Source organism: Ensifer sp. R1-3, assembly GCF_056739175.1.
Window position 1 is genome coordinate 1579514 of the sequence record NZ_CP096516.1, and the last position, 23133, is coordinate 1602646.

Annotated in this window: 21 protein-coding genes; 1 reads left to right on the plus strand and 20 read right to left on the minus strand. The window is 63.7% G+C overall.

Translation table 11 applies throughout. The features are described from left to right. Window position 1 precedes the first annotated feature (1 nt). The 7 genes from M1D43_RS24590 to M1D43_RS24620 all read right to left on the minus strand — a co-directional run bounded on the left by M1D43_RS24590 (window position 2) and on the right by M1D43_RS24620 (window position 8435). Entirely contained in the window at window positions 2-865 is an 864-nt protein-coding gene (locus M1D43_RS24590) for a carbohydrate ABC transporter permease (protein ID WP_014527705.1), read from the minus strand. Then, window positions 862-1779 carry a carbohydrate ABC transporter permease gene (locus tag M1D43_RS24595; RefSeq protein WP_127603243.1) on the minus strand — a complete coding sequence of 306 codons (918 nt, stop codon included), beginning with the start codon at window positions 1777-1779 and terminating at the stop codon, window positions 862-864. Before M1D43_RS24595 ends, M1D43_RS24590 begins: the two co-directional genes overlap by 4 nt. Before the next feature lie 191 nt (window positions 1780-1970). Next, window positions 1971-3206 (minus strand): ABC transporter substrate-binding protein, encoded by a 1236-nt coding sequence (locus M1D43_RS24600; RefSeq protein ID WP_014527703.1) that lies wholly within the window; start codon window positions 3204-3206, stop codon window positions 1971-1973. Window positions 3207-3258: 52 nt separating this feature from the next. Next, window positions 3259-4218 carry a LacI family DNA-binding transcriptional regulator gene (locus M1D43_RS24605; RefSeq protein ID WP_014527702.1) on the minus strand — a complete coding sequence of 320 codons (960 nt, stop codon included), beginning with the start codon at window positions 4216-4218 and terminating at the stop codon, window positions 3259-3261. 398 nt (window positions 4219-4616) lie between these two features. After that, window positions 4617-5858, minus strand: a complete 1242-nt coding sequence (locus tag M1D43_RS24610; protein ID WP_003528009.1) for a saccharopine dehydrogenase family protein — start codon at window positions 5856-5858, stop codon at window positions 4617-4619. Between the two features lie 43 nt (window positions 5859-5901). After that, window positions 5902-6999, minus strand: coding sequence for a carboxynorspermidine decarboxylase (gene nspC, locus M1D43_RS24615; RefSeq protein WP_014527701.1), 1098 nt, complete (start codon window positions 6997-6999; stop codon window positions 5902-5904). Between the two features lie 119 nt (window positions 7000-7118). Continuing rightward, on the minus strand, window positions 7119-8435 hold the full coding sequence (locus tag M1D43_RS24620) for a 3-hydroxyacyl-CoA dehydrogenase family protein (protein WP_014527700.1): 1317 nt from the start codon (window positions 8433-8435) through the stop codon (window positions 7119-7121). 92 nt (window positions 8436-8527) lie between these two features. On the opposite strand from M1D43_RS24620, the gene paaG reads away from it, so the two are divergent. Further along, on the plus strand, window positions 8528-9319 hold the full coding sequence (gene paaG, locus M1D43_RS24625; RefSeq protein ID WP_003528003.1) for a 2-(1,2-epoxy-1,2-dihydrophenyl)acetyl-CoA isomerase PaaG: 792 nt from the start codon (window positions 8528-8530) through the stop codon (window positions 9317-9319). A 33-nt stretch (window positions 9320-9352) separates the two neighbouring features. On the opposite strand, the gene M1D43_RS24630 is transcribed toward paaG, so the two are convergent. The 13 genes from M1D43_RS24630 to M1D43_RS24690 all read right to left on the minus strand — a co-directional run bounded on the left by M1D43_RS24630 (window position 9353) and on the right by M1D43_RS24690 (window position 23105). Further along, window positions 9353-9853 carry an acyl-CoA thioesterase gene (locus tag M1D43_RS24630; protein WP_003528002.1) on the minus strand — a complete coding sequence of 167 codons (501 nt, stop codon included), beginning with the start codon at window positions 9851-9853 and terminating at the stop codon, window positions 9353-9355. Then, a complete protein-coding gene (paaZ, locus tag M1D43_RS24635) occupies window positions 9853-11919 on the minus strand; it encodes a phenylacetic acid degradation bifunctional protein PaaZ (protein ID WP_127603241.1) in 2067 nt (688 codons plus the stop codon). Before paaZ ends, M1D43_RS24630 begins: the two co-directional genes overlap by 1 nt. Before the next feature lie 50 nt (window positions 11920-11969). After that, window positions 11970-13046: a 1,2-phenylacetyl-CoA epoxidase subunit PaaE gene (paaE, locus tag M1D43_RS24640; protein ID WP_010976332.1), complete on the minus strand. Its 1077-nt coding sequence runs from the start codon at window positions 13044-13046 to the stop codon at window positions 11970-11972. Between the two features lie 28 nt (window positions 13047-13074). Continuing rightward, the gene (gene paaD / locus M1D43_RS24645) at window positions 13075-13599 is read right to left on the minus strand and encodes a 1,2-phenylacetyl-CoA epoxidase subunit PaaD (RefSeq protein WP_010976333.1); all 525 of its coding nucleotides are present in this window, start codon (window positions 13597-13599) and stop codon (window positions 13075-13077) included. 9 nt (window positions 13600-13608) lie between these two features. After that, complete coding sequence (gene paaC, locus M1D43_RS24650; protein WP_010976334.1) at window positions 13609-14394, minus strand: 1,2-phenylacetyl-CoA epoxidase subunit PaaC; 786 nt, start codon at window positions 14392-14394, stop codon at window positions 13609-13611. Further along, complete coding sequence (paaB, locus tag M1D43_RS24655; RefSeq protein ID WP_003527997.1) at window positions 14394-14678, minus strand: 1,2-phenylacetyl-CoA epoxidase subunit PaaB; 285 nt, start codon at window positions 14676-14678, stop codon at window positions 14394-14396. Before paaB ends, paaC begins: the two co-directional genes overlap by 1 nt. 19 nt (window positions 14679-14697) lie before the next feature. Beyond that, window positions 14698-15696 carry a 1,2-phenylacetyl-CoA epoxidase subunit PaaA gene (paaA, locus tag M1D43_RS24660; RefSeq protein ID WP_010976335.1) on the minus strand — a complete coding sequence of 333 codons (999 nt, stop codon included), beginning with the start codon at window positions 15694-15696 and terminating at the stop codon, window positions 14698-14700. A gap of 204 nt (window positions 15697-15900) precedes the next feature. Further along, window positions 15901-16821, minus strand: coding sequence for a phenylacetic acid degradation operon negative regulatory protein PaaX (paaX, locus tag M1D43_RS24665; RefSeq protein ID WP_003527995.1), 921 nt, complete (start codon window positions 16819-16821; stop codon window positions 15901-15903). 244 nt (window positions 16822-17065) lie between these two features. Then, window positions 17066-17728, minus strand: a complete 663-nt coding sequence (locus M1D43_RS24670) for a DUF992 domain-containing protein (RefSeq protein ID WP_014527698.1) — start codon at window positions 17726-17728, stop codon at window positions 17066-17068. Between the two features lie 163 nt (window positions 17729-17891). Continuing rightward, on the minus strand, window positions 17892-19265 hold the full coding sequence (locus tag M1D43_RS24675) for an alpha-glucosidase/alpha-galactosidase (RefSeq protein ID WP_014527697.1): 1374 nt from the start codon (window positions 19263-19265) through the stop codon (window positions 17892-17894). A 20-nt stretch (window positions 19266-19285) separates the two neighbouring features. After that, window positions 19286-20956 carry an ABC transporter ATP-binding protein gene (locus tag M1D43_RS24680; protein WP_014527696.1) on the minus strand — a complete coding sequence of 557 codons (1671 nt, stop codon included), beginning with the start codon at window positions 20954-20956 and terminating at the stop codon, window positions 19286-19288. Between the two features lie 11 nt (window positions 20957-20967). Then, complete coding sequence (locus tag M1D43_RS24685; RefSeq protein WP_127603239.1) at window positions 20968-22095, minus strand: ABC transporter permease; 1128 nt, start codon at window positions 22093-22095, stop codon at window positions 20968-20970. Then, window positions 22092-23105, minus strand: coding sequence for an ABC transporter permease (locus tag M1D43_RS24690; protein WP_003527990.1), 1014 nt, complete (start codon window positions 23103-23105; stop codon window positions 22092-22094). Before M1D43_RS24690 ends, M1D43_RS24685 begins: the two co-directional genes overlap by 4 nt. Window positions 23106-23133 lie beyond the last annotated feature (28 nt).

The following is a 23133-nucleotide window of genomic DNA, read 5'->3' on the forward strand; positions in this document are numbered from 1 at the left end:
ATCATTTCACCGCGCCGGCCATCAGCCCGCGCATGTAATAGCGTTGCAGAAGAAGGAACACGAAGAGGCAGGGAACGACCATCACCGCGACGCCGGCCTGCACCGCGCCCCAGTTGATCGCGCCGAGACGGCCGGCGCGCACGGCGGTCATCAGAACGGGAAGCGTGTAATTGTCGTTGCTGGACAGGAGGACGAGCGCGGCGAAGAATTCGTTCCAGGCATTGAGGAAGGCGAAGATCGACACGGTCGCAATCCCGGGCATGACCAGCGGCAACAGCACCCGGACGAGAAGTTTCAGGTCGCGGGCGCCGTCGATGCGCGCCGCTTCCTCGATCTCCTTCGGCACGGCATCGAAGGCGTTGCGCATCATGAAGACGGAAAAGGGAAGCTGCAGCGTCACATAGACGAGCATCAGCCCGACGAGCGAATTGTTGAGCCCGAGCCGCGCCAGAATGATGAAGAGCGGCGTCAGGATCGATTGGAACGGGACCATCAGCGTCGCGATGATCAGTACGAAGAGCGCGTTCTTGAACGGGAAGCGGTAGCGGGAGAAGCCGTAGCCGGCGAGCACGCTGACCGCGACGGTCAGGACGACCGTTCCGATCGACACGAGGAGCGAATTGAACATGTGCTGCCAGATGCCGGCACCGAAGCTGTCGAGCGCCCGGTAGGCGTCGAAACTCAGCCCCGAGATCGGCCATGGCGGCAGCGGCGGCCTGCCGGATTCGCTGTTCGGCCGGAAGGAGGCAAGAAAGGAAACGGCAAAGGGCGCCAGGAAGAAGAAGGCCGTGCCGATGCCGATGCCGTGATAGACGATCCTGTCCCGGAGCGCCTTGCGGGCGCGGATTTCGCGGCGCGTCCTCATGGGCGTTCATCCCCCACCTTGAGCAGCCAGAGCTGGACGACGCTGAGCGTCACCAGGATCAGGAGGAGCGCGATCGACAGTACCGCGCCGTAGCCGAGATTGAAGGACACGAAGGACTGGTTGAAGATATAGTAGACGACGGAGATCATCTTGTTCTGCGGACCGCCGCTGGTCATGATGTAGAACTGGTCGAAGGCGAGGATCGAGCCGGTGACCGAAAGGATGAGCGCCAGCGCCATGGTCCGGCGCATCAGGGGCAGCGTCAGGTGGCGGAAGCGTTGCCAGCGGCCGGCGCCGTCGATGCGCGCGGCCTCTGTCAGTTCGGCCGGGATGGCCTGCAGCCCGGTCAGCAGGATAATCATGGTGAAGCCGGCGATCTTCCAGACGACCATGACGATGATCGTCAGAAACGCGGTATCGAACTTGGCGAGCAGGTTGATCCGTCCGGAGGTCAGGCCCAGTATATCGAAGAGCGGCGCGAAGAGCCCGCTGTCGACATTGGCGAGCCACACCCAGAGCAGCGAGGCGGACGCGAGCCCCACCACGACAGGCAGAAAGACGATGGTCCGGTAGAGCGAGACCAACGGCCTCTGTTTCTCCACGAAAATCGCCAGCGGGAAGGCGACCGCGAAAATCGCTATCGTGACGATCAGGGTATAGTGGGCGGTGAAACCGAGCGCGTTGAAGAACCGCGCATCGGTGAACATCCGCGTATAGTTGCGCAGGCCGATCCAGGCCGGCTCGCCGAGCAGCGGCCATTTGTGCAGGCTCATCCACAGCGTGAACAGCACCGGCAGCACGAAGAAGAGCGTGACGAGCGCCATGGCGGGCGCGATATAGATGAGGCCGCGCCATCCGGCTTGCCGCTTCGGGCGTCGCCGGCGGGTGGCGGATGTGAGTGCTGACGTCGTCATGGATGCGCTTTCAAGGGTTTCGAGGCATCGGCGGCAGGGGGGAAACACCCTCTCGGCATATTCATGTTCGCGGGTTGGCGCAGGCCCTGCTTCTTGCCGATCTCCCCCTTTGTGGGGGAGATGCCCGGCAGGGCAGAGGGGGGATGTCCCCCATCCGCCATTCACGAAGCAGCACACCTTTCGTGCCAGCCTCACTGCCCCGCGTCGATGATCGACTGCATCTCGTCTTGTGCGTTCGAGAACGCACCGTCGACGTCGTCGCCATAGATCGCGGCATTGGTAAAGGTCGCCCACGGCCCGTTGGCGCTGTTGATCAGGTCGTTGAACTGCAGCGTATAAGGCGTCTGGGCGACGGCGATCGCCTCCATGCCGACCTTCAGGCGCGGGTCGAGGCCTTCGAGCACCTCATTGGCGATGTCGCCGCGGGTGGGCAGGCTGCCGAATTTCGCCATGATCTTCTGGCCTTCCGGCGAATAGGTATATTCGAGGAATTCCTTGACCTCTTCGAGCTTCGGCGTTCCCTTGGTGACGACGAAGTTGTCGCCGCCGGCAAAGGAGGACGGCTTGCCGTCGACGCCGGGGATCAGCGTCACACCGAAATCGATCTCGGGATGCTGCGTCACCAGCGTGCCTATGGCGAAGGCGCCGAGGCTCTGCTGGCCGATCTTGCCATTGGTGAAGCTGAGGAAATTCACGCCGTTGTCGCTCGCGGCACCCGCAGGAACGAGGTCCTTCTCGACCATGTTGCGGTAAATGTCGACGGCCTTGCGCATCTGCGGCGTATCGAGCGTCGCGGTCTTGCCGTCGGCCGAAAGGATGTCGGCGCCCGCGCCCCAGGTCAGCGGCGTGAAGGTGAAGATCATGCAGCCGCCGCAGCCGCCGCCGGAGAAGTAGAAGCCGTAGGTGTCGCCGCCGAGCGCGCGGATTTTCTCGGCATTGGCGGTGATCTCCTCCCAGGTCTTCGGCGCCTTTTCGGGGTCGAGGCCGGCCTTTTTGTAGAGGTCCTTGTTCCAGGCGAAGATCGAGGTCTCGACCGTGAGCGGCAGGCCGTAGATCTTGTCCTCATAGGTGCCGAGCTTCACATGCGAGGGCGAGAGCGAATTGAAGTAGGGCAGCGCCTTCGACCAGTCGGTGAGGTCTTCCAACTGACCGGCGGCGGCGAAGGCCGGCGTGTAGATCAGGTCGAGCGAAAGCGCGTCTGGCGCCTGGCCGCCGGCGATCGCAGTGGCATATTTCTGCACGAGCTCGGCAAAAGGCACTTCGGTGAGCTCCACCTTGTTCTCGTGACCTGCATTGTAGGCCTTGACGACTTCCTTGAACGAGTCGCCGATACCCGAGCGGACCCACATGCTGATCGTCTCGGCCGAAGCGGCCGAAATCATGCTGGCCGATATGAGGGCCGTCGCTGCCATCAGTTTCTTGAACATTTCGCATTCCTCCCAAATGCGGGGCCACCTCGGGTGAACCCCATCTCCTCAATCAGTTCTGTCGTCCCACGCCTCCGCAGGAGTCCCGTACGACAAGCCTGCAGGGCAGCTTGCGCAGGCCGGGCTCGATCGTCCGGCCCTCCGCAAGCGCGAGCACCATCAGCCCGGCCTCCCGCCCAAGCTCCTTCAGGTTCATGTCGACGGTCGTCAGCGGCGGCCGCGTCTGCGCCGCCATGATCTCCCAATTGTCGAAACCGATGACGGAGACATCCTCCGGCACCCTCACGCCGCGTTCGCGCAGCGCATCGACCACGCCCCGGGCGATCTGGTCGTTGCCGCAGAAGATGCCGTCGGGCCTTTCGCCGCCCGTATTCCAGATGCGGTCGATCGCCTCGTGACCCCAGGCCTCCGACCAGACTCCATGCAGGACCGGCGCCCCACCGCCCGCAACGGCCCGAAATGCCTCGGCGCGCTCGACCGCGGAGGTGAATTCCAGCGGGCCCGTGATGTGCAACAACCGCTTGCGGCCCATCTTCTTCAGCCGTTCCGCCGCCAGCCTCGCACCGTGACCGTCGTCGGAAGTCAGCGTCACGCTGCCGGGCTCGCCCTTGGTGAAAGCATAGACGACCGGCACCGGCAGGCCGGCGAGATCGACCGGGAGAGACCTGTCGACCCGCTTGCCTGTCGCGATGATGCCGTCCACCTGCTTGTCCAGCATGGCGTCGACATGAATTTTCCCAAGCGCCGGGTCGTCCTCTATGGCGCACAGGAAGACCGATACTCCATGATCCACCAGTGCTTCCGAAACCCCGGCCATGACCGGCAGCGTGAAGCGCCCATAGGTGTCGTTCGTCAGAAGGCCTACGGTGAAACTGCGGTTGCTCAAGAGCCCCCGCGCCAGCGCGTTCGGCCGGAAGCCGATCTCCGCCGCGAGATTCTTGATCCGCTCGCGCGTGTCGGCAGCCATGCGACCATTGTCGTTGAGAGCCTTCGAAACGGTCGAAACGCTCACGCCGGCGACCCTCGCCAGATCGTGAATGGTGACCCGATGCCCCTTGCTGCGCTGTGAATTCAGTTTCGCCTCCTCCCGAGAGTCACAATGAGAAAACCTTTTCTCAATGCGAGAGTCAAGCTGAGAAAAGGTTTTCTCACCAATAAGTATGATTTTCGCGAGTGGTGTGGGCGACGAAGGTGGCAGCAGCTTGCCCCTCACCCTAACGCTCTCCCCGCGCGCGGGGAGAGGGGACGAGTACGACGCTGCCGCGAGTCCCCTTCGCCCCGCCTGCGGGGAGAAGGTGGCCGGCAGGCCGGATTAGGGGGGGTGCTGGCGTTTAAGCTTCAGATCACAATGATTTTAGTTAGAGCGGGATGCGGGCGGAAAACCACACATACTTTTCCTCGTCCCGCTCGTCAGGAGAAACTGAGCGGCCGATCGCCCTGTTCATCCTTGATGCGGGTCGGCAGGCCGATCCGGTTGAGGATATCGAGGAACGGCCGCGGGGGCAGTTCTTCCACATTCGCCATCTGCCTGGCGTCCCACTCGCCGCTGGCGATCAGCATGGCGGCCGCCACCGGCGGAACGCCGGCCGTGTAGGAGATGCCCTGCGAGCCCACTTCTTCATAGGCTTGCCTGTGGTCGGCGACGTTGTAGATGAACACCTCGCGTTCCCTGCCGTCCTTCAGGCCCTTGACGAAATCGCCGATGCAGGTCTTGCCCTCGTAGCCAGGCGCGAGCGACGCCGGGTCGGGCAGGACCGCCTTTACCACCTTCAGCGGCACGACTTCGAGGCCCTCGGCGGTCTTGACCGGCTGCTCGGACAGGAGGCCCAGGTTCTTCAGAACCGTGAAGACGTTGATGTAATGGTCGCCAAAGCCCATCCAGAAGCGCACATCGGCCCCGTCCATGTTCTTCGACAGCGAGTGAACCTCGTCATGGCCGGTCATATAGGCCTGGCGCTTGCCCACGACGGGCAGGTCGAACTCCTTGCCGACCTCGAACATCCGGTTCGTCTGCCAGGCACCCTTCTGCCAAGAATAGACGACGCCGGTAAATTCGCGAAAGTTGATCTCCGGATCGAAGTTGGTGGCGAAATACTTGCCGTGGTTGCCGGCATTGATATCGACGATGTCGACATCCGTGATCTTGTCGAAATATTCGTCCTTGGCGAGGCGGGCATAGGCATTGACCACGCCCGGGTCGAAGCCGACGCCGAGAATGGCGGTGATGCCCTTCTCCTTGCACTCGGCGGCGCGCTTCCATTCATAGTTCCCGTACCACGGCGGCGTTTCGCAGATCTTGTTCGGCTCCTCATGGATCGCCGTGTCCATATAGGCCACACCCGTGTCCATGCAGGCGCGCAGCACCGACATGTTGACGAAGGCGGAGCCGACATTGATTACGATCTGAGAGCCGGTGCTGACGATGAGCGCCTTCGTCGCCTCGACGTCGAGCGCGTCGAGCGCATGCGCCTCCAGCTTCACCTCGGTCTTCAGGCTCTTCTTTTCGCGTACGGACTCGACGATCTTGCGGCACTTGTCGACCGTGCGTGAGGCAATATGAATATCTCCCAATACATCGCTGTTCTGGGCGCATTTGTGCGCCACGACCTGTGCCACGCCACCGGCGCCGATGATGAGAACGTTCTTTTTCATTTCGGGGGATATCTCCTTCTACCCGTCTTGCTTGCGTGAAGCCTCAGGAGAGGCTCTGCTCGTAGTCCGCGTAGGTGAATTCGCGGACGGTCCTGACGCTTCCGTCAAGTTCCCTGATGGCGATCGCCGGCATCTTCACGCCGTTGAACCAGTTCTTCTTGACCATCGTGTAACCGGCGGCGTCCTGAAACGAGATGCGGTCGCCGACCTTAAGCTCTTCGGCGAAGCGGAACTCGCCGAAGACGTCGCCGGCGAGGCAGGACTTGCCGCAGATCATGTAGCTATGCGACCCCTCGTTCGGCAAAACCTTGGCGGTCTCGCGATAGATCAACAAGTCCAGCATGTGCGCCTCGATCGAACTGTCGACGATGGCGAGATTCTTGCCATTGTAGAGCGTGTCGAGCACCGTCACTTCCAGCGTCGTGCTCTTCGTGATCGAAGCTTCGCCCGGCTCCAGATAGATCTGAACGCCGTAGCGGTCGGAAAATGCCCGGAGGCGCGCCGAAAAGGCGTCGACCGGATAGTCGTCCCCGGTGAAGTGGATGCCGCCGCCGAGGCTGACCCAATCGACGCGGGCGATGAGCGCGCCGAACCTTTCCTCGATCTCGCCGAGCATCCGGTCGAAGAGGCCGAAATCCTTGTTCTCGCAATTGTTGTGGATCATGAAGCCGTTGATCCGGTCCATGACGCGCTCGACCTTCGGCACGTCCCACTCGCCGAGGCGGCTGAAGGGACGCGCGGGATCGGCGAGATCGAAGCTCGAGGAACTCACCTGAGGGTTGAGCCGCAGTCCGCGCGCGATGCCCGCCGCCTTGTCGGCAAAACGCTCCAACTGCGAGATCGAGTTGAAGATGATCTTGTCGGCGTGAGAGACCACATCGTCGATCTCGTTGTCACCATAGGCGACACTATAGGCATGGGTTTCCTTGCCGAACCGCTCGCGGCCGAGCCTCACCTCGAAGAGCGAGGACGACGTGGTGCCGTCCATATAGTCGCGCATGAGGTCGAAAACCGACCAGGTGGCGAAGCACTTCAGCGCCAGCAAAGCCTTGGCGCCGGATTTCTCGCGCACATGGGCGATCCTTTCCATGTTGCGGGTAAGCTTGGCTTTGTCGATGAGGTAGTATGGGGTCTCGATCAAGGCAGGACCTGTCTGTTCTTAAATCCGAAACGGTCCTCCTAGGAAAACGTGACCGTTTGCGCAACCCGGCTCGGCCTGCCGAGACAAAATGCCCGCCCCGTGGCCCCGGGGGGCGCCCGTCAAAGGAAGCTGCCTCGCGAGGCAGCCCGGAGCAGCGGGTCGCAAGGGGGATCGGCGAGCCCCGCCTCCGCAAGCCCACTCAGCGCCCCCGCGACCTTGTGAAGGCCGTGCGCCTCGGCATGATGCATCAGCCCGCCCCGCCAGCGCGGAAAGCCGTAGCCGTGGATCTCCACGAGATCGATATCGGAAGCCCTCAGAGCCGTTCCGTCTTCGAGAATCCGCGCAGCCTCGTTCACCATCGGCCAGAGGATGCAGCCGACGATGGACGCCTCGTCCCAATCGCGCCGGGGCCAGCCCCGAGCCTCCTCCGCGATGATGCGGGCGACCGTCGCGGAAGGCCGTGGCGTGCGGTCGCCCGGCGCGTAGTCGTACCAGCCGCCGCCGCTCTTCTGCCCGAAGCGCTCGATCGCCGAGAGGCGATCGGCAACCGGCGCAAAAGTCGTCTCGCCGCGGGCACGGGCGGCACGGCGCTGGAAGGCGGCGATATCCAGCCCGCCGAGGTCTTGCGCCTCGAATGGTCCCATCGGCAGCCCGAAGGCGCGCATGGCGGCATCGACGGCGGCCGGTCTCGCGCCGCTGAGCAGCAGCCGCTCGGCCTGGGCCCGCGTCACCTTGAGAATCCGGTTGCCGATGAAACCGTCCGAGATACCCGCGCGTACGGGGATTTTGTTGAGCATCCGCGCCAGCGCGAAACCGGTCGCCAGCACGTCGGGCGCCGTCGCTTGCGTGGGCACGATTTCGAGAAGCTTCATCACCTGCGCCGGGCTGAAGAAATGCAGCCCGAGAAACCGCTCCCGGCTCCCGATGTCCGCGGCGATCCGTTCGGGATCGAGATAGGATGTGTTCGTCGCGAGAATGGCGTCAGCGCGACAGACGGCGGCGAGCCTTCGAAAGACATCGCGCTTCACGTCCAGATCCTCGAAGACCGCCTCGATGATCAGATCCGCCTCCGCGATCGCTGTATAATCCGTCGAGCCCGTGACGCCTGCAAGGCGCTCGGCCGCAAGCCCGGCGGAGATGCGCCCGCGTTTCACCGCCCCGTCGAAGATTGTGCGCAGCCTGGCAAGCGCCCGTTCCACCGCCGCCTCGTCACGCTCGACCAGGACGAGCGGAAGACCGGCGTGAAGCAGCGCCGCGGCGATGCCGGTTCCCATGGTGCCGCCGCCGATCACCGCCGCCGAACGGATCGGGCGCGGCTCGATGCCGGCAAGCGCCGGTGGGTGCCGTGCGGCGCGCTCGGCGTGAAAAACGTAGCGCAGGGGATTGCCGGTGGCGACGACGGCGATCCCGCCGCTATGCACGATGCTGAGGGGCACGATGCTCGTCCTCCGTGCGGGGCATGATTGACCGGCCGATCGGTCCATGCAAGGCTTTTATTGGCGAGGCCCAGAGGGTGCAGGGAGGAAACATGCCCGATTCCGACACCGTACTGTCGGCTCTTGAGGCCGGCGTCTTGCGCCTGACGCTCAACCGGCCCGACAAGCTCAACGCCTTCAACGAGGAAATGCATCTCGCACTGCGCGCCGGCTTCGAGCGCGCCCGTTCGGACGACGATGTGCGTGCCGTGATGCTGACGGGAGCGGGGCGCGGCTTTTCCGCGGGCCAGGACCTCGGCGACCGCGATCCCCGCAAGGGCGGCGCACCGGACCTCGGTCGCACGATCGAAACCTTTTACAACCCGCTCCTGAGGCTGATCCGAAGCCTGGAGAAACCGGTCGTCTGCGCCGTCAACGGAGTTGCCGCGGGGGCCGGCGCCAACATCGCGTTTGCCTGCGACATCACGCTTGCCGCCCGTTCCGCCCGCTTCATCCAGGCCTTCGCGAAAATCGGACTGGTGCCCGATTCCGGCGGAACCTGGAGCCTGCCGCGGCTCGTCGGCGAAGCGCGCGCCAAGGCGCTGGCGATGACGGCCGAACCGCTGGACGCGGAGACGGCAGCGAGCTGGGGCCTGATCTGGCGCGCCGTCGACGACGCGGCGCTGATGGACGAGGCCTCCGCGCTCGCCGTTCGGCTCGCTGCCGGGCCGACCAGGGGGCTCGGTCTGACCAAGCGCGCGATCCAGGCCGCCGCCACCCATTCCTTCGACGAACAGCTCGACCTCGAACGCGACCTGCAGCGCGAAGCCGGCCGCAGCGCCGACTATGCGGAGGGCGTGACAGCCTTCCTCGACAAACGCAACCCGGAATTCAGGGGTCGGTGACGAGCGGGCGGTGTCGAAGCCAGACGAGCAGTCCTACTCCCCAACATCCCGCCCCGTTTCGGCGACCGTCTTCAGCCGATGGGCGAATTCCCGCCGAAGCGTGCGGCGCAGCTCGGCCGCCTGGTGGCGGCGTTTTTCGGTTGCCGTCTCCGGGTGGTACTCCGGAACCGTGACGGGCCGGCCCGCATCGTCGACGGCGACCATCGTGAAATAGCAGGAATTGGTGTGCCGCCGCGTGCCCGCCCGGATGTTTTCCGCCTCCACCCTTATTCCGACCTCCATCGAGGTGCGGCCGGCATAGTTGATGGCCGCGCGGAAGGTGACGAGTTCGCCGACATGGATCGGCTCCTTGAAGATCACCTGGTCGACGGAGAGCGTCACCGCATATTGCTTGGAAAAGCGGGATGCGCAGGAGAAGGCCACCCGGTCGAGCAGGTTCAAAAGCGCTCCGCCATGCACCTTGCCGCTGAAATTCGCCATGTCCGGCGTCATCAGGACGGTCATCACCAGATGCCGCGTCTCCTGCTCCGTCATCATTCTTCCCCGCTTCCGGTCTTCGCCACCATCGTCAATACATCATATTGGGCGACGGTTGCGCCAGTCTGGTTGGTGACGCGGCAGTCCCATCGCACCTCCCCATAGTCGGAGTTTATTCGCGGACTGATCTCCTTGCAGGTGAGCCGGACCTGAAGCGTGTCGCCGGGATAGACGGGCGTCAGGAACCGCATCCCGTCGACGCCGTAGTTTGCGAGCACCGGCCCCGGGGCGGGATCGACGAAGAGACCGGCGGCCAGGGAGACGACGAGATAGCCATGCGCGACCCGGCCGTCGAAGAACGGATTGGCGCGGGCGGCCTCCTCGTCCATATGCGCATAGAACGTATCGCCGGTAAATTCGGCGAAATGCTCGATGTCTTCGAGCGTAACGGTGCGCGTCTCCGTGACGATCTGGTCGCCGACCCGCAGCTCGGCGAGCGACTTGCGGAAGGGGTGCTCGCCCCCGGACCGCGCCGGCGCACCCTCCATCCAGCGGCCGGTGACGGCAGCGACGAGGCCCGGCGCGCCCTGGACGGCCGTGCGCTGCATGTAGTGCCTGACGCCCCGCATGCCGCCCAGTTCCTCGCCGCCGCCGGCCCGGCCGGGGCCGCCATGGACGAGACCCGGCAAGGGCGAGCCGTGCCCGGTCGAAGATTTCGCGCTCAGGCGATTGCCGATCATCACGCGGCCGTGGAACGGCGCCATGCCGATCACCAGCTCCCGCGCAATATCGGGATCATTGGTGAAGACGGAGGTGACGAGGCTCCCCCTTCCGCGCCGGACGAGGTCAACCGCCTCTTCCGCCGTATCATAGGGCATGACCGTGCTCACGGGGCCGAAGGCCTCGACGTCGTGAACCGACCGCGCTGCGTCGGGACTATCGCAATAGAGAAGAACGGGATTGAGGAAAGCCCCCGCCTCCGCATCGCCGGAGACAAGCTGCGGTCTTGCCGGATCGCCCGCAACGATCTCTGCATCCGTGGTGAGATCGAGGATGCGCGCCCTCACCTCTTCGCGCTGATCACGGCTTGCGAGCGGCCCCATCCGCACGTTCTCGTCGGCGGGATCGCCGAGCGGAACCTTGGCAAGCCGCTCGCCGAGAGCGGTGATCAGCGCGTCGCAATGGGCCCGCGGGGCGATCACCCTGCGAATGGCCGTGCATTTCTGCCCGGCCTTCGACGTCATCTCGCGGGCGACTTCGCGGACGAAAAGACCGAACTCCTCCGCTCTAGGGGCCGCATCGAGCCCGAGAACCGCCGCATTGAGGCTGTCGGCCTCCATGGTGAAGCGCACCGAATTACCGACGATCGCGGGATGGGTCTTGAGCTTGCGCCCGGTCGTGGCCGAGCCGGTGAAGGTCACCACGTCCTGGTCGCCGACACGATCCAGGAGATCGCCCGGGGAGCCGCAGACGAGCTGGAGCGCCCCTTCCGGAAGCAAACCGGTGTCGACGATCCGCCGCACCACCAGCTCGGCGAGATAGGCGGTTTGGCTCGCAGGCTTGACGATCGCAGGCATCCCCGCCAGCAGCGTCGGCGCGAGCTTTTCGAGCATGCCCCAGCAGGGAAAGTTGAAGGCATTGATGTGCACCGCGGTGCCTTGAAGCGGCGTCAGGATATGCTGGGCGGAAAAGGTGCCATCGCGCGACAGCGCCTCGACGTCGCCGTCGAGGAGCACATGGCTGTTCGGCAGCTCCCGCCTGCCCTTCGATGCATAGGAGAAGAGCGTGCCGATGCCGCCTTCGATATCGATCCAGCTGTCCGCACGCGTGGCGCCGGTGGCGGTGGAGAGCGCGTAGAACTCCTCCTTGCGCTCCATCAGTGCCTGGGCAAGCGCCTTCAGCATCATCGCCCGCTCGTGGAACGACATGCGGCGGAGCGCCGGCCCGCCCTTTTCGCGTCCATAGGCAAGCGCGGCGGCGAAATCGATGCCGCTGGAATCGACGAGCGCCACCGGCGCGCCGGTCGCAGCGTCGCAAAGGGTCACGCCGTCCTTCGATCCGCGCATCCAGGCGCCGGCGATATAGCTTTCGAGCCGGCGCGGCCGGTCCGCCACTACGTTCATCGGATGGTCCTCCCGTCAGTTCAGCTTCAGCGTCGGCTCGGCATCGGCGGTCACTGATCGTAGCTGACGACGATCCGGTCGCTGAGCGGATAGGATTGGCAGGTCAGCACATAGCCCTGCTCCACCTCGTAGTCCTCGAGCGCGTTGTTGCTCTCCATCTCCACCTCGCCTTCCAGCACCTTGGCGCGGCACGAGGAGCAGACCCCCGCCTTGCAGGCGAATGGCGCGTCCATCCTGTTTTCGAGCGCCGCTTCGAGGAGGCTCAGCCCCTCTTTCGGAAAGGTGAAGCTGCGCGTGGCGCCGTCGAGTGTCACGGTCGCCTCGCAACGCGCCCGGCTATCGGCGCCGGCGGCGCTTTCGACCTTGCGCCGGGCGCGTCCGGGCTGGGAGGCGGCGAACAGCTCGAATTTGATCCGGTCGTCGCCAAGGCCATGCGCGCGAAGTGCTGCGGCAACGCCAAGCATCATCGGTTCCGGCCCGCAGATGAAGGCGGTATCGGCCGACCTTACGTCGATCCAGCTCCGGAAGAGGGCAGTGCATTTTTCCCGATCGAGCCGCCCGCTGAACAGGTCGATTTCCTGGGCTTCGCTCTCGAGGACGTGCAGAACGGACAGCCGCCCCAGATAGAGATTCTTGAGGTCGTCCAGTTCCTCGCGGAACATGATCGAGCTGAAGTGGCGGTTGGCATAGACAAGCGTGAACGCGGACCGGGGCTCGCGCGCGAGCACCGTCTTTACGAGCGAGAGCACCGGCGTGATGCCGCTGCCGCCCGCAAAGCCGAGATAGTGTTTGGCGGCCTCCGGCTCGATAGGCGTGAAGAAGGCGCCCATCGGCGGCATGGCTTCCAGCGTGTCTCCGGGCTCGAGCTCCTCATTCGCCCAACTGGAGAAGCAGCCGTCATCGACGCGCTTGATGCCGACCTTCAGGGCGCCTTCGTCAAGACCGGCGCAGATCGAATACGAACGGCGCAGTTCCTCGCCGCCGAAGAGGCGGCGGAACGTCAGATATTGCCCCTGCGTGAAATCGAAGGCGGCGCGGTCCTCCTCGCGCGGCTCGAGCGTCACGACCACGGCATCGCGCGTATCGCGCCGGACTTCGGTGACCTGAAGAGGATAAAAACGTGCCATTTGAGCGTTCTTCCCGCCTCGCATTACGTCAGATGCATTTGAAATAATCGAAGGGCTCCAGACAGTCCCGGCAGCGATAGCTCGCTTTGCAGGGCGTCGATCCGAACTGGCTGACCTTATCGGTCCGGGCGGAGCCACAGCGCGGACAGGAGACCGTCAGCGCCGCGCCGCCCTCGAGGCCTTCGATCCGTTTCAACAGCCTGCCCTCCGCTCCGGTGCCGTCGACGGGGGCCGCAATGCCATAGCTTTCAAGCTTTTCGCGGCCCTCGGCGCTGATCCAGTCGGTGGTCCAGGCGGGCGAGAGCTGGCGTTCGAGCCTGACACTCTCGATGCCGTTCTCCTTGAGCCGCCGCTCGATATCGAGATTGATGACCGCCGTGGCGGGACAGCCCGAATAGGTCGGCGTCACCGTCACCACCAGCGTTTCGCCATCCCAGTCGACGTTGCGGACGATGCCGAGGTCGGTCACGGAGATGACCGGAATTTCCGGATCCGGCACTTGCGAGAGCCAGTGCCATACATCCGCGATCGAGGGGCGTATCGCCGTTGCCATATGAGCCTCCTACCAGCTGGCGCCGGGATAGGCGCGCTGCAGGAACTGCATCTCGGCGAGCACATAGCCGAGATGCTCCGTATGGAGGCCGCGCTTGCCGCCCTTGTGCATATAGCGGTCCTCCGGTTTTTCGAGCGTCGCCGCGCGAAGCGTCTCAGCGGCCAGCGCATGCCATTCGGCCTTCAAGTTCTCCGGCTCCGGCGCGACGCCGGCGGCCGCAAGGACGAGGTCGTGCGCCGCGCTCACGAACATCTCGCCGGTATAGGGCCAGATATCGACCAGCGCCTCCTGCATACGGGCGTGACTTTCCGCCGTTCCGTCACCGAGGCGGATCACGAGATCGCGGCTCCGTTCGAGATGGTAGGCCACCTCCTTCGACGCTTTCTCGGCGATCGCGGCGATGCGCGGCTCGCAGGAGCTGCGAAGGCCTTTCAGTGCGAGATAGTGCCATGCATCGAACAGAAACTGACGCATCAGCGTCCCGCCGTAATCGCCGTTCGGCCGCTCCGTGAGCAGCAGATTGCGGAAGTCGCGCGCGTCGCGGAGATAGGCAAGATCGTCCGCGCTGCGGCCCTTTCCTTCGACCTCGCCTGCAAGGCCGAGCCAGAGCTGCGTCTGTCCGATGAGGTCGAGTGCCGTGTTGGCGAGCGCGATGTCCTCTTCGAGAGCCGGGGCGTGGCCGCACCATTCCGAAAGACGATGGCCGAGGATCAATGTATTGTCGCCCATGCCGAGCAGGAAGTCGAAGAGAGCGGCCCTGTCGACGACCGCCTGCATCGCGGTTGCCTGAACCATCACATGTGCCCCGCCTCATCCGGAATGTCGAAGAAAGTGGGGTGCCGGTAGACCTTCGCATTCGCAGGCTCGAACAACGGGCCTTTTTCCGAGGGCGCGCTTGCCGCTATGTCGCTCGAACGCACCACCCAGATGCTGACGCCCTCGTTGCGGCGGGTATAGACGTCGCGGGCGTTATTGATCGCCATTTCGGCATCCGGTGCGTGCAGGCTGCCGACATGGCGATGGTTCAGGCCGTGCTGGCCGCGGATGAAGACTTCCCAGAGGGGCCATTCGCTGGACATAACGTCTCGCTCCCGATGTTCATTCGGCGGCGACCGGCTGCGCGCGAAGTGCGGCCTTTTCGGCATGCGCCGTCAGGCCGTCCCGGAACCAGGCGCCGTCCTCCCAGGCCTTCCTGCGCGCGCCGAGACGCTCGGCATTACAAGGGCCATTGCCGGCGATCACCTCGAAAAATTCGTTCCAGTCCGGCTCGCCGAAATCGTAGCCACCTTTTTCCTCGTTCCACTTCAGATCCGGATCGGGGACGGTCAGCCCGAGATATTCGGCCTGTGGAACCGTCTGGTTGACGAATTTCTGTCTGAGTTCGTCGTTGGAGTTCTGCTTGATCTTCCACGCCATCGACTGGGCCGAGTGGACCGAGGCGTCGTCCGACGGGCCGAACATCATCAGCGACGGCCACCACCAGCGGTTCAGTGCGTCCTGCACCATGGCCCTCTGGTCAGGCGTGCCCTTCATCATCTTGATCAGGATGTCGTAGCCCTGCCGCTGATGGAAGCTCTCCTCCTTGCAGATGCGGATCATCGCGCGCGAATAGGGGCCGTAGGAGCAGCGCTGCAGCGGCACCTGGTTCATGATCGCCGCGCCGTCGACCAGCCAGCCGATGGCGCCGATATCCGCCCAGCTGAGCGTCGGATAATTGAAGATCGACGAATACTTGGCCTTGCCGGTATGGAGCTGCTCGTAAAGCGCGTCGCGGCTCACCCCCAGTGTCTCGGCGGCGCAGTAGAGATAGAGACCATGCCCCGCCTCGTCCTGAACCTTGGCGAGCAGGATCGCCTTGCGCTCCAGCGTCGGGGCGCGGGTGATCCAGTTGCCTTCGGGAAGCTGGCCGACGATCTCGGAATGGGCGTGCTGGCTGATCTGGCGGATGAGCGTCTTGCGGTAGCCTTCGGGCATCCATTCCTTCGGCTCGATCTTCTGACCCGCGTCGATCCGCTCCTGGAAAGCGCGCTCTTGCGGGTCCATATCGTCGGGGCTTTTGACCCGAGGGGCATCCGTCTTCACCATTTGAGCATACATGCTGCTCTCTCCTCCGCCGGAGGCGTTCGGGAGTGATGTCGATGCAGTTCCTTTTGACCGATCCGTTAGAATTTAGCGCAGGACATGTCACACTTCAACGTCATTTACACATTTTTCTGTGACATTTAGCGAGTGAGATCGGGCGGGTATTTTCGTCCATCTTCGTACTCGTGACAGGAATGAGGAACGAAGGAGCGCGGCACGTTAAACGGGGTTGCCGGATTTCCCAGGCGCAGCTTCACCGCACAGCATTCGAAGCCGATGCTCCGTCGCCCCGGTCGCCTTCGGCAGCGGACCCGTAAGCGTGACGCAGTTCCGCGCGACATGCAGGTCCGCCTGGGGAGACAGGCTGCGGTACAGCCGGGCAAACAGGCGGCGGGCTTCGTCGCCTGGCCAATCAGCGGGCAGAATCTCGGCCGGCAGGCGCGGCTCGCGGAGCGTAACGAAGCGGAACTGGTGTACCATGAGGAGGCGTGCAGAAAGGCACTCGGCGGGAGCAATCGCCCTAGCGGTATCCGGAAGAACGGCGAGCTTGCCGAAGCAGGCGAGAAACCGCCGGTATGCCTGCGCGTGAGGTCCGAGGTCCCAACAGCCCGAGGCAAAGGCCTTCAACTCGCTCGCACCCTGGGCAGGCTCCGCGCGGAAGACCACGGCGGGCATGATCGCGCTCGGGAACGGCCGCACGCCGACCGCGAGCCGGGGGCCCAGCCGCGCATGGCCGGAGCGCTCGAGCATCTGCATCCGCTCCTCGGCCGACGAACCCATCAGCTGCACGAAGTGCCAGCTCGCTTCCTCCGGCGGTCCGAAGATCACCCGCGCCGCCGCGGCGAATTCCGCGCGTGCGGCATCCGTCAGCCGATAGAAGCTGCGCCGTCCCTCCCGCTCTCCGGCGAGCTGGCCGGCGGCGACGAGACGGGACACGGCGGTTCTCACAAGCGTCTCGCTGATACCGACGCCCGCGCAGATCTCGATCAGGTTGCCGATCCAGATCGCGCCGCCGCGCGGCTCCACCACGTCGCCGTAGATGGTGACGATAAAGCTTGCGGCCCTGAGCGGCGTTTCATCCAAAATTGGCCGGATGATCCTCGAGCCCTGCTCTGCCGAATTTTCGCCATTCGCCTGCATCCGACCACCTTTGGAGATCTGTCGCACGGTTCCTCATCGTCTCCGATTAGAGCACCTCCAGGAAAACTGTGCAGGGGTTTTCCGTCGTGAAGTGCTTAACTTCAAAGACTTAGAGCGTTTCAGTGTCTCTTTGAAACACTGAAACGCTCTAAAGGAAACGGGCAGCAGATAAAAGCGCGACAGCGCCGCGCGTCCGATGAGACGCGCGGCGCTGTGACGAATGCGGCGAAGCCGCTCGTGCCGTCTATTTCGCCGGCGTCAACTTAACACTGGCAATTCCAACAGCGACGTTCAGTCCGGTCTGACCCTCGATCTTCAGCGGCTGCAGCGCGATCTCCTTTTTCGCGCCGACCAGGGATTTCGCCCCCAGGCCCAATCCTGCTGCGAATTCGGCGGAAAGGCCGGAATAGTTGCCGGCAAAAGCACCCTTGAGCTTGGTTTTCGGCTTCGCGTAAACTGCCCAAACCAGCTGGCTTTCCGCCGTTATGCCGATATCAAGGCCCAGCTTGTCGATCGTACCCGTATATTTTTGTGGTGCCTTCAAACCGTCCGCTTCGAAAACGCACTCCAGCGCCTTCGACGAACCCAGCACCAGGCCGATGCCTGCTGCGACGTCGCACGAGAGCGTTCCACGCTTCACGAACTCGGCCTGAGCCTGCTCCTTGGTCTCCTCGGCCATCGCGCCGGACACTGCGATAGCGCTGAAAGCGAGGCCGCCAACTGTCGCGCGGATCAGGACGTTACGGAATCGTTCAATCATTAAAGCTTCCTTACTGTGGGTTACGGCCTTTGAGTCAGGCATTGTCGAAAGCAGGCTTGAAGCCGCTAAGACCAGTTCCGGAAAGCGCTGCCTGTCGCAAAACATGACTGTTGCGTGCGTGCGCTCCGTATAGCCGCTGTCCCACATCTCCCAGACCACGTCTATTGGACTACAGGCTTGCGCCCGGTCTTAGGTCTTCACCCTGAAACCCAGCATCTCGAGTGCGGCGGTTGCGCCAGTCCGCATAACAAAACGGCCCCGGAACCGAGCGGTTCCGGGGCCGTTTTGGTCGCCTGACCGGGAGAAGAAATCAGGCGGCCGCTACCTTCTTCGTCACACGGGCCCATTCCGGGATCCAATCGCAGTGCGCCGCGAGCAGATCGTCCACGAGCGACCAGATCTGGTCGAGATCGAGCTCGGCGGCGGTATGCGGATCCATCATCGCCGCGTGATAGAGATGCTCGCGGTTCTCGGTGACGAGCGCCTGGACAGTCAATTCCTGGACGTTGATGTTGGTGCGGATCAGGGCCGTGAGCTGCGGCGGCAAGGCGCCGATATAGGTCGGTTGGATACCGGATGAATCGACGAGGCAGGGCACTTCCGCCGCACAGTTTTCCGGCAGCGAGGTGATGCAGCCATTGTTCCTGAGGTTGCCGTAGATGACCGAAGGTTCGCCGGTCCAGACCGAATTCATGATCGAGGAGGCATATTCGCGGCTCTCCGCGACTTCGATCGTCTTCGCCTCCTTGAAGGCGGCCGCCTGCCCCTTCCAGCGCTCGATCTGCTCGACGCAGCGCTTCGGATATTCATCGAGCGGAATGCCGAATTTCTCGATCAGATCGGGGCGCCCGTCCTTGATGAAGTAGGGCGTGTACTCGGCGAAATGCTCCGAGCTCTCGGTGACGAAATAACCGAGCCGCGTCAGCATCTCGTAGCGCACCTTGTTGGGGCAGCGCGGGTTCCAGTGGCTGGGCTTGGGGAAGCGGCCCTCGCGGTAGCCGCGGATCAGGTCCGGATAGAGATCGCGATAGCTGCCGTCCTTCTGGCGGTGCTCGAACTTGAGATAAAACGCCATGTGGTTGATGCCGGCGGCGCGGTAGCGGATTTCGTCGAGTGGAATGTCGAGGTCCCGGGCAAGCTCGAAGGCCGTGCCCTGCACCGAATGGCAGAGGCCCACCTGCTTGATCGCCGGATATTTCTCGGCGATCGCCCAGGTGTTTATCGCCATGGGATTCACATATTGCAGAAGGATCGCCTCGGGGCAGACCTCGAGCATGTCCCCGCAGATTTTCCAGAGATGCGGCACGGTGCGGAGCCCGCGCATGATGCCGCCGACGCCCAGCGTGTCGGCGATCGTCTGACGCAGCCCGTATTTCTTAGGCACTTCGAAGTCGGTGACCGTGCAGGGCTCGTAACCGCCGATCTGGAAGGCGACGACGACGAAGTCCGCTCCTTCCAGAGCCTTGCGCTGGTTCGAATGGGTTTCGATCCTGGCATCGGCGCCAAGTGTGCGCGCCAGTTTGCCGGCGACGATCTCGCTTTCGGCGAGCCGCTCGGGGTTGACGTCCATCAGGGCGATGGTCGCGGCCGAAAGCGCCGGGCGCTGCAATATGTCGCCGATGATGTTTTTCATGAAAACGGTGGAACCGGCACCGATGAAAGTAATCCTGGGTTGTCTCGTCATGGGATAGCCTCTGTTTGAACTCACGCGGCCACTTCGAAGGCGGCCTTTACCAGCCGCTCCGTGTAGGCAGTCTTGGGATTGTTGAGGATTTCGCTCACCGGCCCCTCTTCGACGATCTTGCCGTCCTGCATGACGACCACGCGGTGGCAGAGCGCGCGCACGACTTTCAGGTCGTGGGAGATGAAGAGATAGCTCAGGCCGCGCTCGTCCTGCAGCCGGCGCAGGAGTTCGATGATCTGCGCCTGCACCGAGAGGTCGAGCGCCGAGGTCGGCTCGTCGAGCAGGATGAATTCCGGTTCCAGCGCGACGGCGCGGGCGATCGCGATGCGCTGGCGCTGGCCACCGGAAAATTCGTGCGGGAAGCGCGAAAGGATGTTCGACGGCATGCCGGCGCTGACAAGCGCGTCCTCCACCCGCTTCAGCCTGTCCTTTCGGTTTTCGCCGATGCCGTTGACGATCAGACCCTCCTCTATGATCTGGCCGACCGACATTCGCGGGTTGAGCGAGGAGAAGGGATCCTGAAAGACGATCTGGATCTTCGAACGAAGCGGCCGCATGCCCTTGCGGTCCTTGTCATGGATCGGCTCGCCTTCGAAATAGATCTCGCCGCCATCGGTGTTGAGAAGCCGGATCAGCGCCTGGCCGAAAGTGGTCTTGCCGGAACCGGACTCGCCGACGAGGCCGAGCGTCTCGTGCCGGCGAAGATTGAGGCTGAGCCCGTCGACCGCGACGAGTTCCTTGAATTCCGGCCTGAAGAACCCGCCCTTCTTCAAGGTGAAGGAGACGCGGACATTGCGGCCGTCGAGCAGGATCGGCGCGTCGTCCGGCAGCGGATTGGCCGAACCGGAGGGTTCGGAGGAAAGCAGCCGCCGCGTATAGACGTGCTGCGGATCGGCAAAGAGCGCCTCGGTCGTGTTGTGTTCCTTCACTTCGCCGAGCTGCATGACATAGACGTAATCGGAGAATTGGCGGACCACCGTCAGGTCATGCGTGATCAGGATCACCGCCATGCCGAGCTCCTGCTGCAGCTTGCGGATGAGGTTGAGTATCTGCGCCTGCACCGTTACGTCGAGCGCCGTCGTCGGCTCGTCGGCAATCAGCACGTCCGGATCGTTGGCAAGCGCCATTGCGATCATCACGCGCTGGCGCTGGCCGCCGGAAAGCTGATGCGGATACTGGTTAAGGCGTGCTTCCGGGTCGGGGATCTGGACATGACGCAAGAGCTCCAGCGCCCGCTCGGCGGCGGCGCGCCGGCTGACGCGGCGATGCGCCCGGATCGCCTCGATGATCTGGCTGCCGATCGTGTAGACCGGGTTCAGCGAGCTCATCGGCTCCTGGAAGATCATCGAGATGCGATCGCCGCGCAGCGCCCGGCGCTCTCTCTTCGAGAATTTCAACACGTCCCTGCCGTCATATTCGATGCGCGCCTGCGGCGCGATCGTAGCGCGCTTCGACAGAAGCCCCATGACGGTGCGCGCGGTCACCGACTTGCCGGAGCCGGATTCGCCAACGATCGCCACCGTCTCGCCGCGGTAAAGCTGGAAGGAAACATCCTTCACCGCCTGGACCGTGCCGTTCTCGACCTTGAAGGATACCGCCACCTTTCGGGCATCGATCACCGGCCTCGCATCCTTCATATCGCGGTCGCGCCGTTCCTCGGGTGCCGGGACAATGCTTTCGATCGTTACCATCGGCATGCTCCTCAATAGGGGTCGATTGCGTCGCGCAGGCCGTCGCCCAGCGCATTGAAGGCGAAAACGGTGACGAGCACGAAGGCGACGGGCGAGAGAATCCAGGGATAGGAACCAATCGCGGAATAATTCGCCGTGTCCTGCAGCATCAGCCCCCAGGAGATCAGCGGCGGCTTGACCGCAAAGCCGAGGAAACCGAGGAAAGACTCCAGCAGCACCACATGCGGGATGGCGAGCGTCACCGCGACGATGACGTGGCTCATCACATTCGGGAAGATGTGCTGGAATATGATGCGCCGGTCCGTCGCGCCGATGGCGATCGCCGCCCGCACATATTCGATCCGCGCAAGCGCCAGGGTCTTGCCGCGCACCTCGCGCGACATCTGCGCCCAGCCGAGCGCCGACATCACGATGATGACGAAGGCGAGGAAGACATTGGTCGGCGCGGTGACCGGGATCAGCGAGGCGAGCGCCAGATAGAGCGGCAATTGCGGGAAGGCGAGCACAAGTTCGACGAAACGCTGCACCCAGGCATCGAAGCGCCCGCCGAAATAGCCGGACACCATGCCGACGGTGGTCCCGACCACGGTGACGATGAAGACGACGGTGAGCGCGATCATCAGCGAGATGCGCGAGCCGTAGAGGATGCGGGACAGCACGTCGCGGCCGAACTTGTCGGTGCCGAGCAGATGCACCGGCGTACCGTCGACGGCACCGAACAGATGCCGCTCGGCCGGGATCAGCCCGAAGAGCCTGTAGGGTGCGCCCTTGACGAAGAAGCCGAGGACCTGCGGGTTGTCGTAATCCGGTCCGATGATCGGCTGGAAGGTAACGGGATCGAGCTCCTCCGTCTCCCGCACCGGAAAGCTCCTCGGCGGAAAGACGAAATTACCCTCCTTGTCCCGGAAGCTGATCGTCTGCGGCTGAGCGAAGGCTACGTCCGTCGCCTTCGGATCGACGGGCGACAGGAACTCGGCGAAGACCGCCATCAGGATCAGGAGGCAGACGAGGACAAGGCCGAGCAGGCCGGTCCAGGAACGCTTCAACCGGCGCCAGACGAGAGCGGAGTAGCTCTCGTGGTGGTGCTTTTCCTCGGGCTCGATCGCCACCGGAAGAGTGCTTTCGGCTTCGATGGTCATGCGTATACCCCCCCTCCCATGCGCACGCGCGGATCGAGCGCGGCGAGCATCATGTCGGCGATGATGTTGCCGACGATCAGCGTTGCGGAGAGGACCAGCATGAAGGTCGCCGTCACATAGACGTCGCCCACCCACATGGAGCCGACGATCGCCGGCCCGACGGTCGGCAGCGCGAAGATGATCGCCGTCTCGATCTCGCCGGTCAGCATGTAGGGAAGCACGACGCCCTGATACATGATCAGCGGGTGCAAAGCGTTCGGCACCGCATGGCGCATGACGACCGCGCCCTCGCTCAGGCCCTTGGCGCGTGCCGTTTCGACATATTGCGCGTTCAGCGTATCGAGGAGGTTGCCGCGCATCACCCGCATATTGTAGGCGAGCCCGCCGAAGGTGGCGATCGCCACGACCGGCCAGACATGCTTGATGAGGTCGACGAACTTGTCCCAGGACCAGGGCGCCCCGCCGTAGCGGGCGGAATGGAAGCTGTTGATCTCGCTCACATTGAAATGGAAGACGAGTATATAGACGATGATCAGCGCCATGAGGAAGCGCGGCACCGTCATACCGAGAAAGGATACCGTCGAAAGCAGGCTGTCGATCCAGGAATATTGCCGCGTCGCCGCGATGATCCCGAAAGCGATGCCGATCACCGACGCCAGAATGTGGCATACGAGCGCCAACGCCAGCGTTCGCGGCAGGCGCTCGCCGACCACGTCGGCTACCGGCTTGTTGTAGTAGAGGCTGTGGCCGAAATCGCCGCGCGTCACGATGCCCGTTATCCAGTTGACGTACTGGATCGGCAGCGGCTTATCGAGGCCATGCTCCTTGCGATAGGCCTGCGCCTGGGCATCCGCCTCCTCGAAAGAGGCGCCGCCCTGATTGATGAGCTGCGAGCGGATGTAGTCGCTGTAATCTCCCGGCGGTGCCTGGATGATGCCGAAGGTCACCACGCTCAGGACGAGCAGCACCGGAATGGCAGAGGCTATTCGGACAAGCAGAAATCTGAACATGCCGTTTCCTTCTATCTCGAGTTCCGCG

Bases quoted from the DNA above. Each gene is read 5' to 3' on its own strand.
- M1D43_RS24590 (WP_014527705.1), bottom strand. From the start codon at position 865: ATGAGGACGCGCCGCGAAATCCGCGCCCGCAAGGCGCTCCGGGACAGG.
- M1D43_RS24595 (WP_127603243.1), bottom strand. From the start codon at position 1,779: ATGACGACGTCAGCACTCACATCCGCCACCCGCCGGCGACGCCCGAAG.
- M1D43_RS24600 (WP_014527703.1), bottom strand. From the start codon at position 3,206: ATGTTCAAGAAACTGATGGCAGCGACGGCCCTCATATCGGCCAGCATG.
- M1D43_RS24610 (WP_003528009.1), bottom strand. From the start codon at position 5,858: ATGAAAAAGAACGTTCTCATCATCGGCGCCGGTGGCGTGGCACAGGTC.
- paaG (WP_003528003.1), top strand. From the start codon at position 8,528: ATGCCCGATTCCGACACCGTACTGTCGGCTCTTGAGGCCGGCGTCTTG.
- M1D43_RS24630 (WP_003528002.1), bottom strand. From the start codon at position 9,853: ATGACGGAGCAGGAGACGCGGCATCTGGTGATGACCGTCCTGATGACG.
- paaZ (WP_127603241.1), bottom strand. From the start codon at position 11,919: ATGAACGTAGTGGCGGACCGGCCGCGCCGGCTCGAAAGCTATATCGCC.
- paaE (WP_010976332.1), bottom strand. From the start codon at position 13,046: ATGGCACGTTTTTATCCTCTTCAGGTCACCGAAGTCCGGCGCGATACG.
- paaD (WP_010976333.1), bottom strand. From the start codon at position 13,599: ATGGCAACGGCGATACGCCCCTCGATCGCGGATGTATGGCACTGGCTC.
- paaC (WP_010976334.1), bottom strand. From the start codon at position 14,394: ATGGTTCAGGCAACCGCGATGCAGGCGGTCGTCGACAGGGCCGCTCTC.
- paaB (WP_003527997.1), bottom strand. From the start codon at position 14,678: ATGTCCAGCGAATGGCCCCTCTGGGAAGTCTTCATCCGCGGCCAGCAC.
- paaA (WP_010976335.1), bottom strand. From the start codon at position 15,696: ATGTATGCTCAAATGGTGAAGACGGATGCCCCTCGGGTCAAAAGCCCC.
- paaX (WP_003527995.1), bottom strand. From the start codon at position 16,821: ATGCAGGCGAATGGCGAAAATTCGGCAGAGCAGGGCTCGAGGATCATC.
- M1D43_RS24670 (WP_014527698.1), bottom strand. From the start codon at position 17,728: ATGTGGGACAGCGGCTATACGGAGCGCACGCACGCAACAGTCATGTTT.
- M1D43_RS24675 (WP_014527697.1), bottom strand. From the start codon at position 19,265: ATGACGAGACAACCCAGGATTACTTTCATCGGTGCCGGTTCCACCGTT.
- M1D43_RS24680 (WP_014527696.1), bottom strand. From the start codon at position 20,956: ATGGTAACGATCGAAAGCATTGTCCCGGCACCCGAGGAACGGCGCGAC.
- M1D43_RS24685 (WP_127603239.1), bottom strand. From the start codon at position 22,095: ATGACCATCGAAGCCGAAAGCACTCTTCCGGTGGCGATCGAGCCCGAG.
- M1D43_RS24690 (WP_003527990.1), bottom strand. From the start codon at position 23,105: ATGTTCAGATTTCTGCTTGTCCGAATAGCCTCTGCCATTCCGGTGCTG.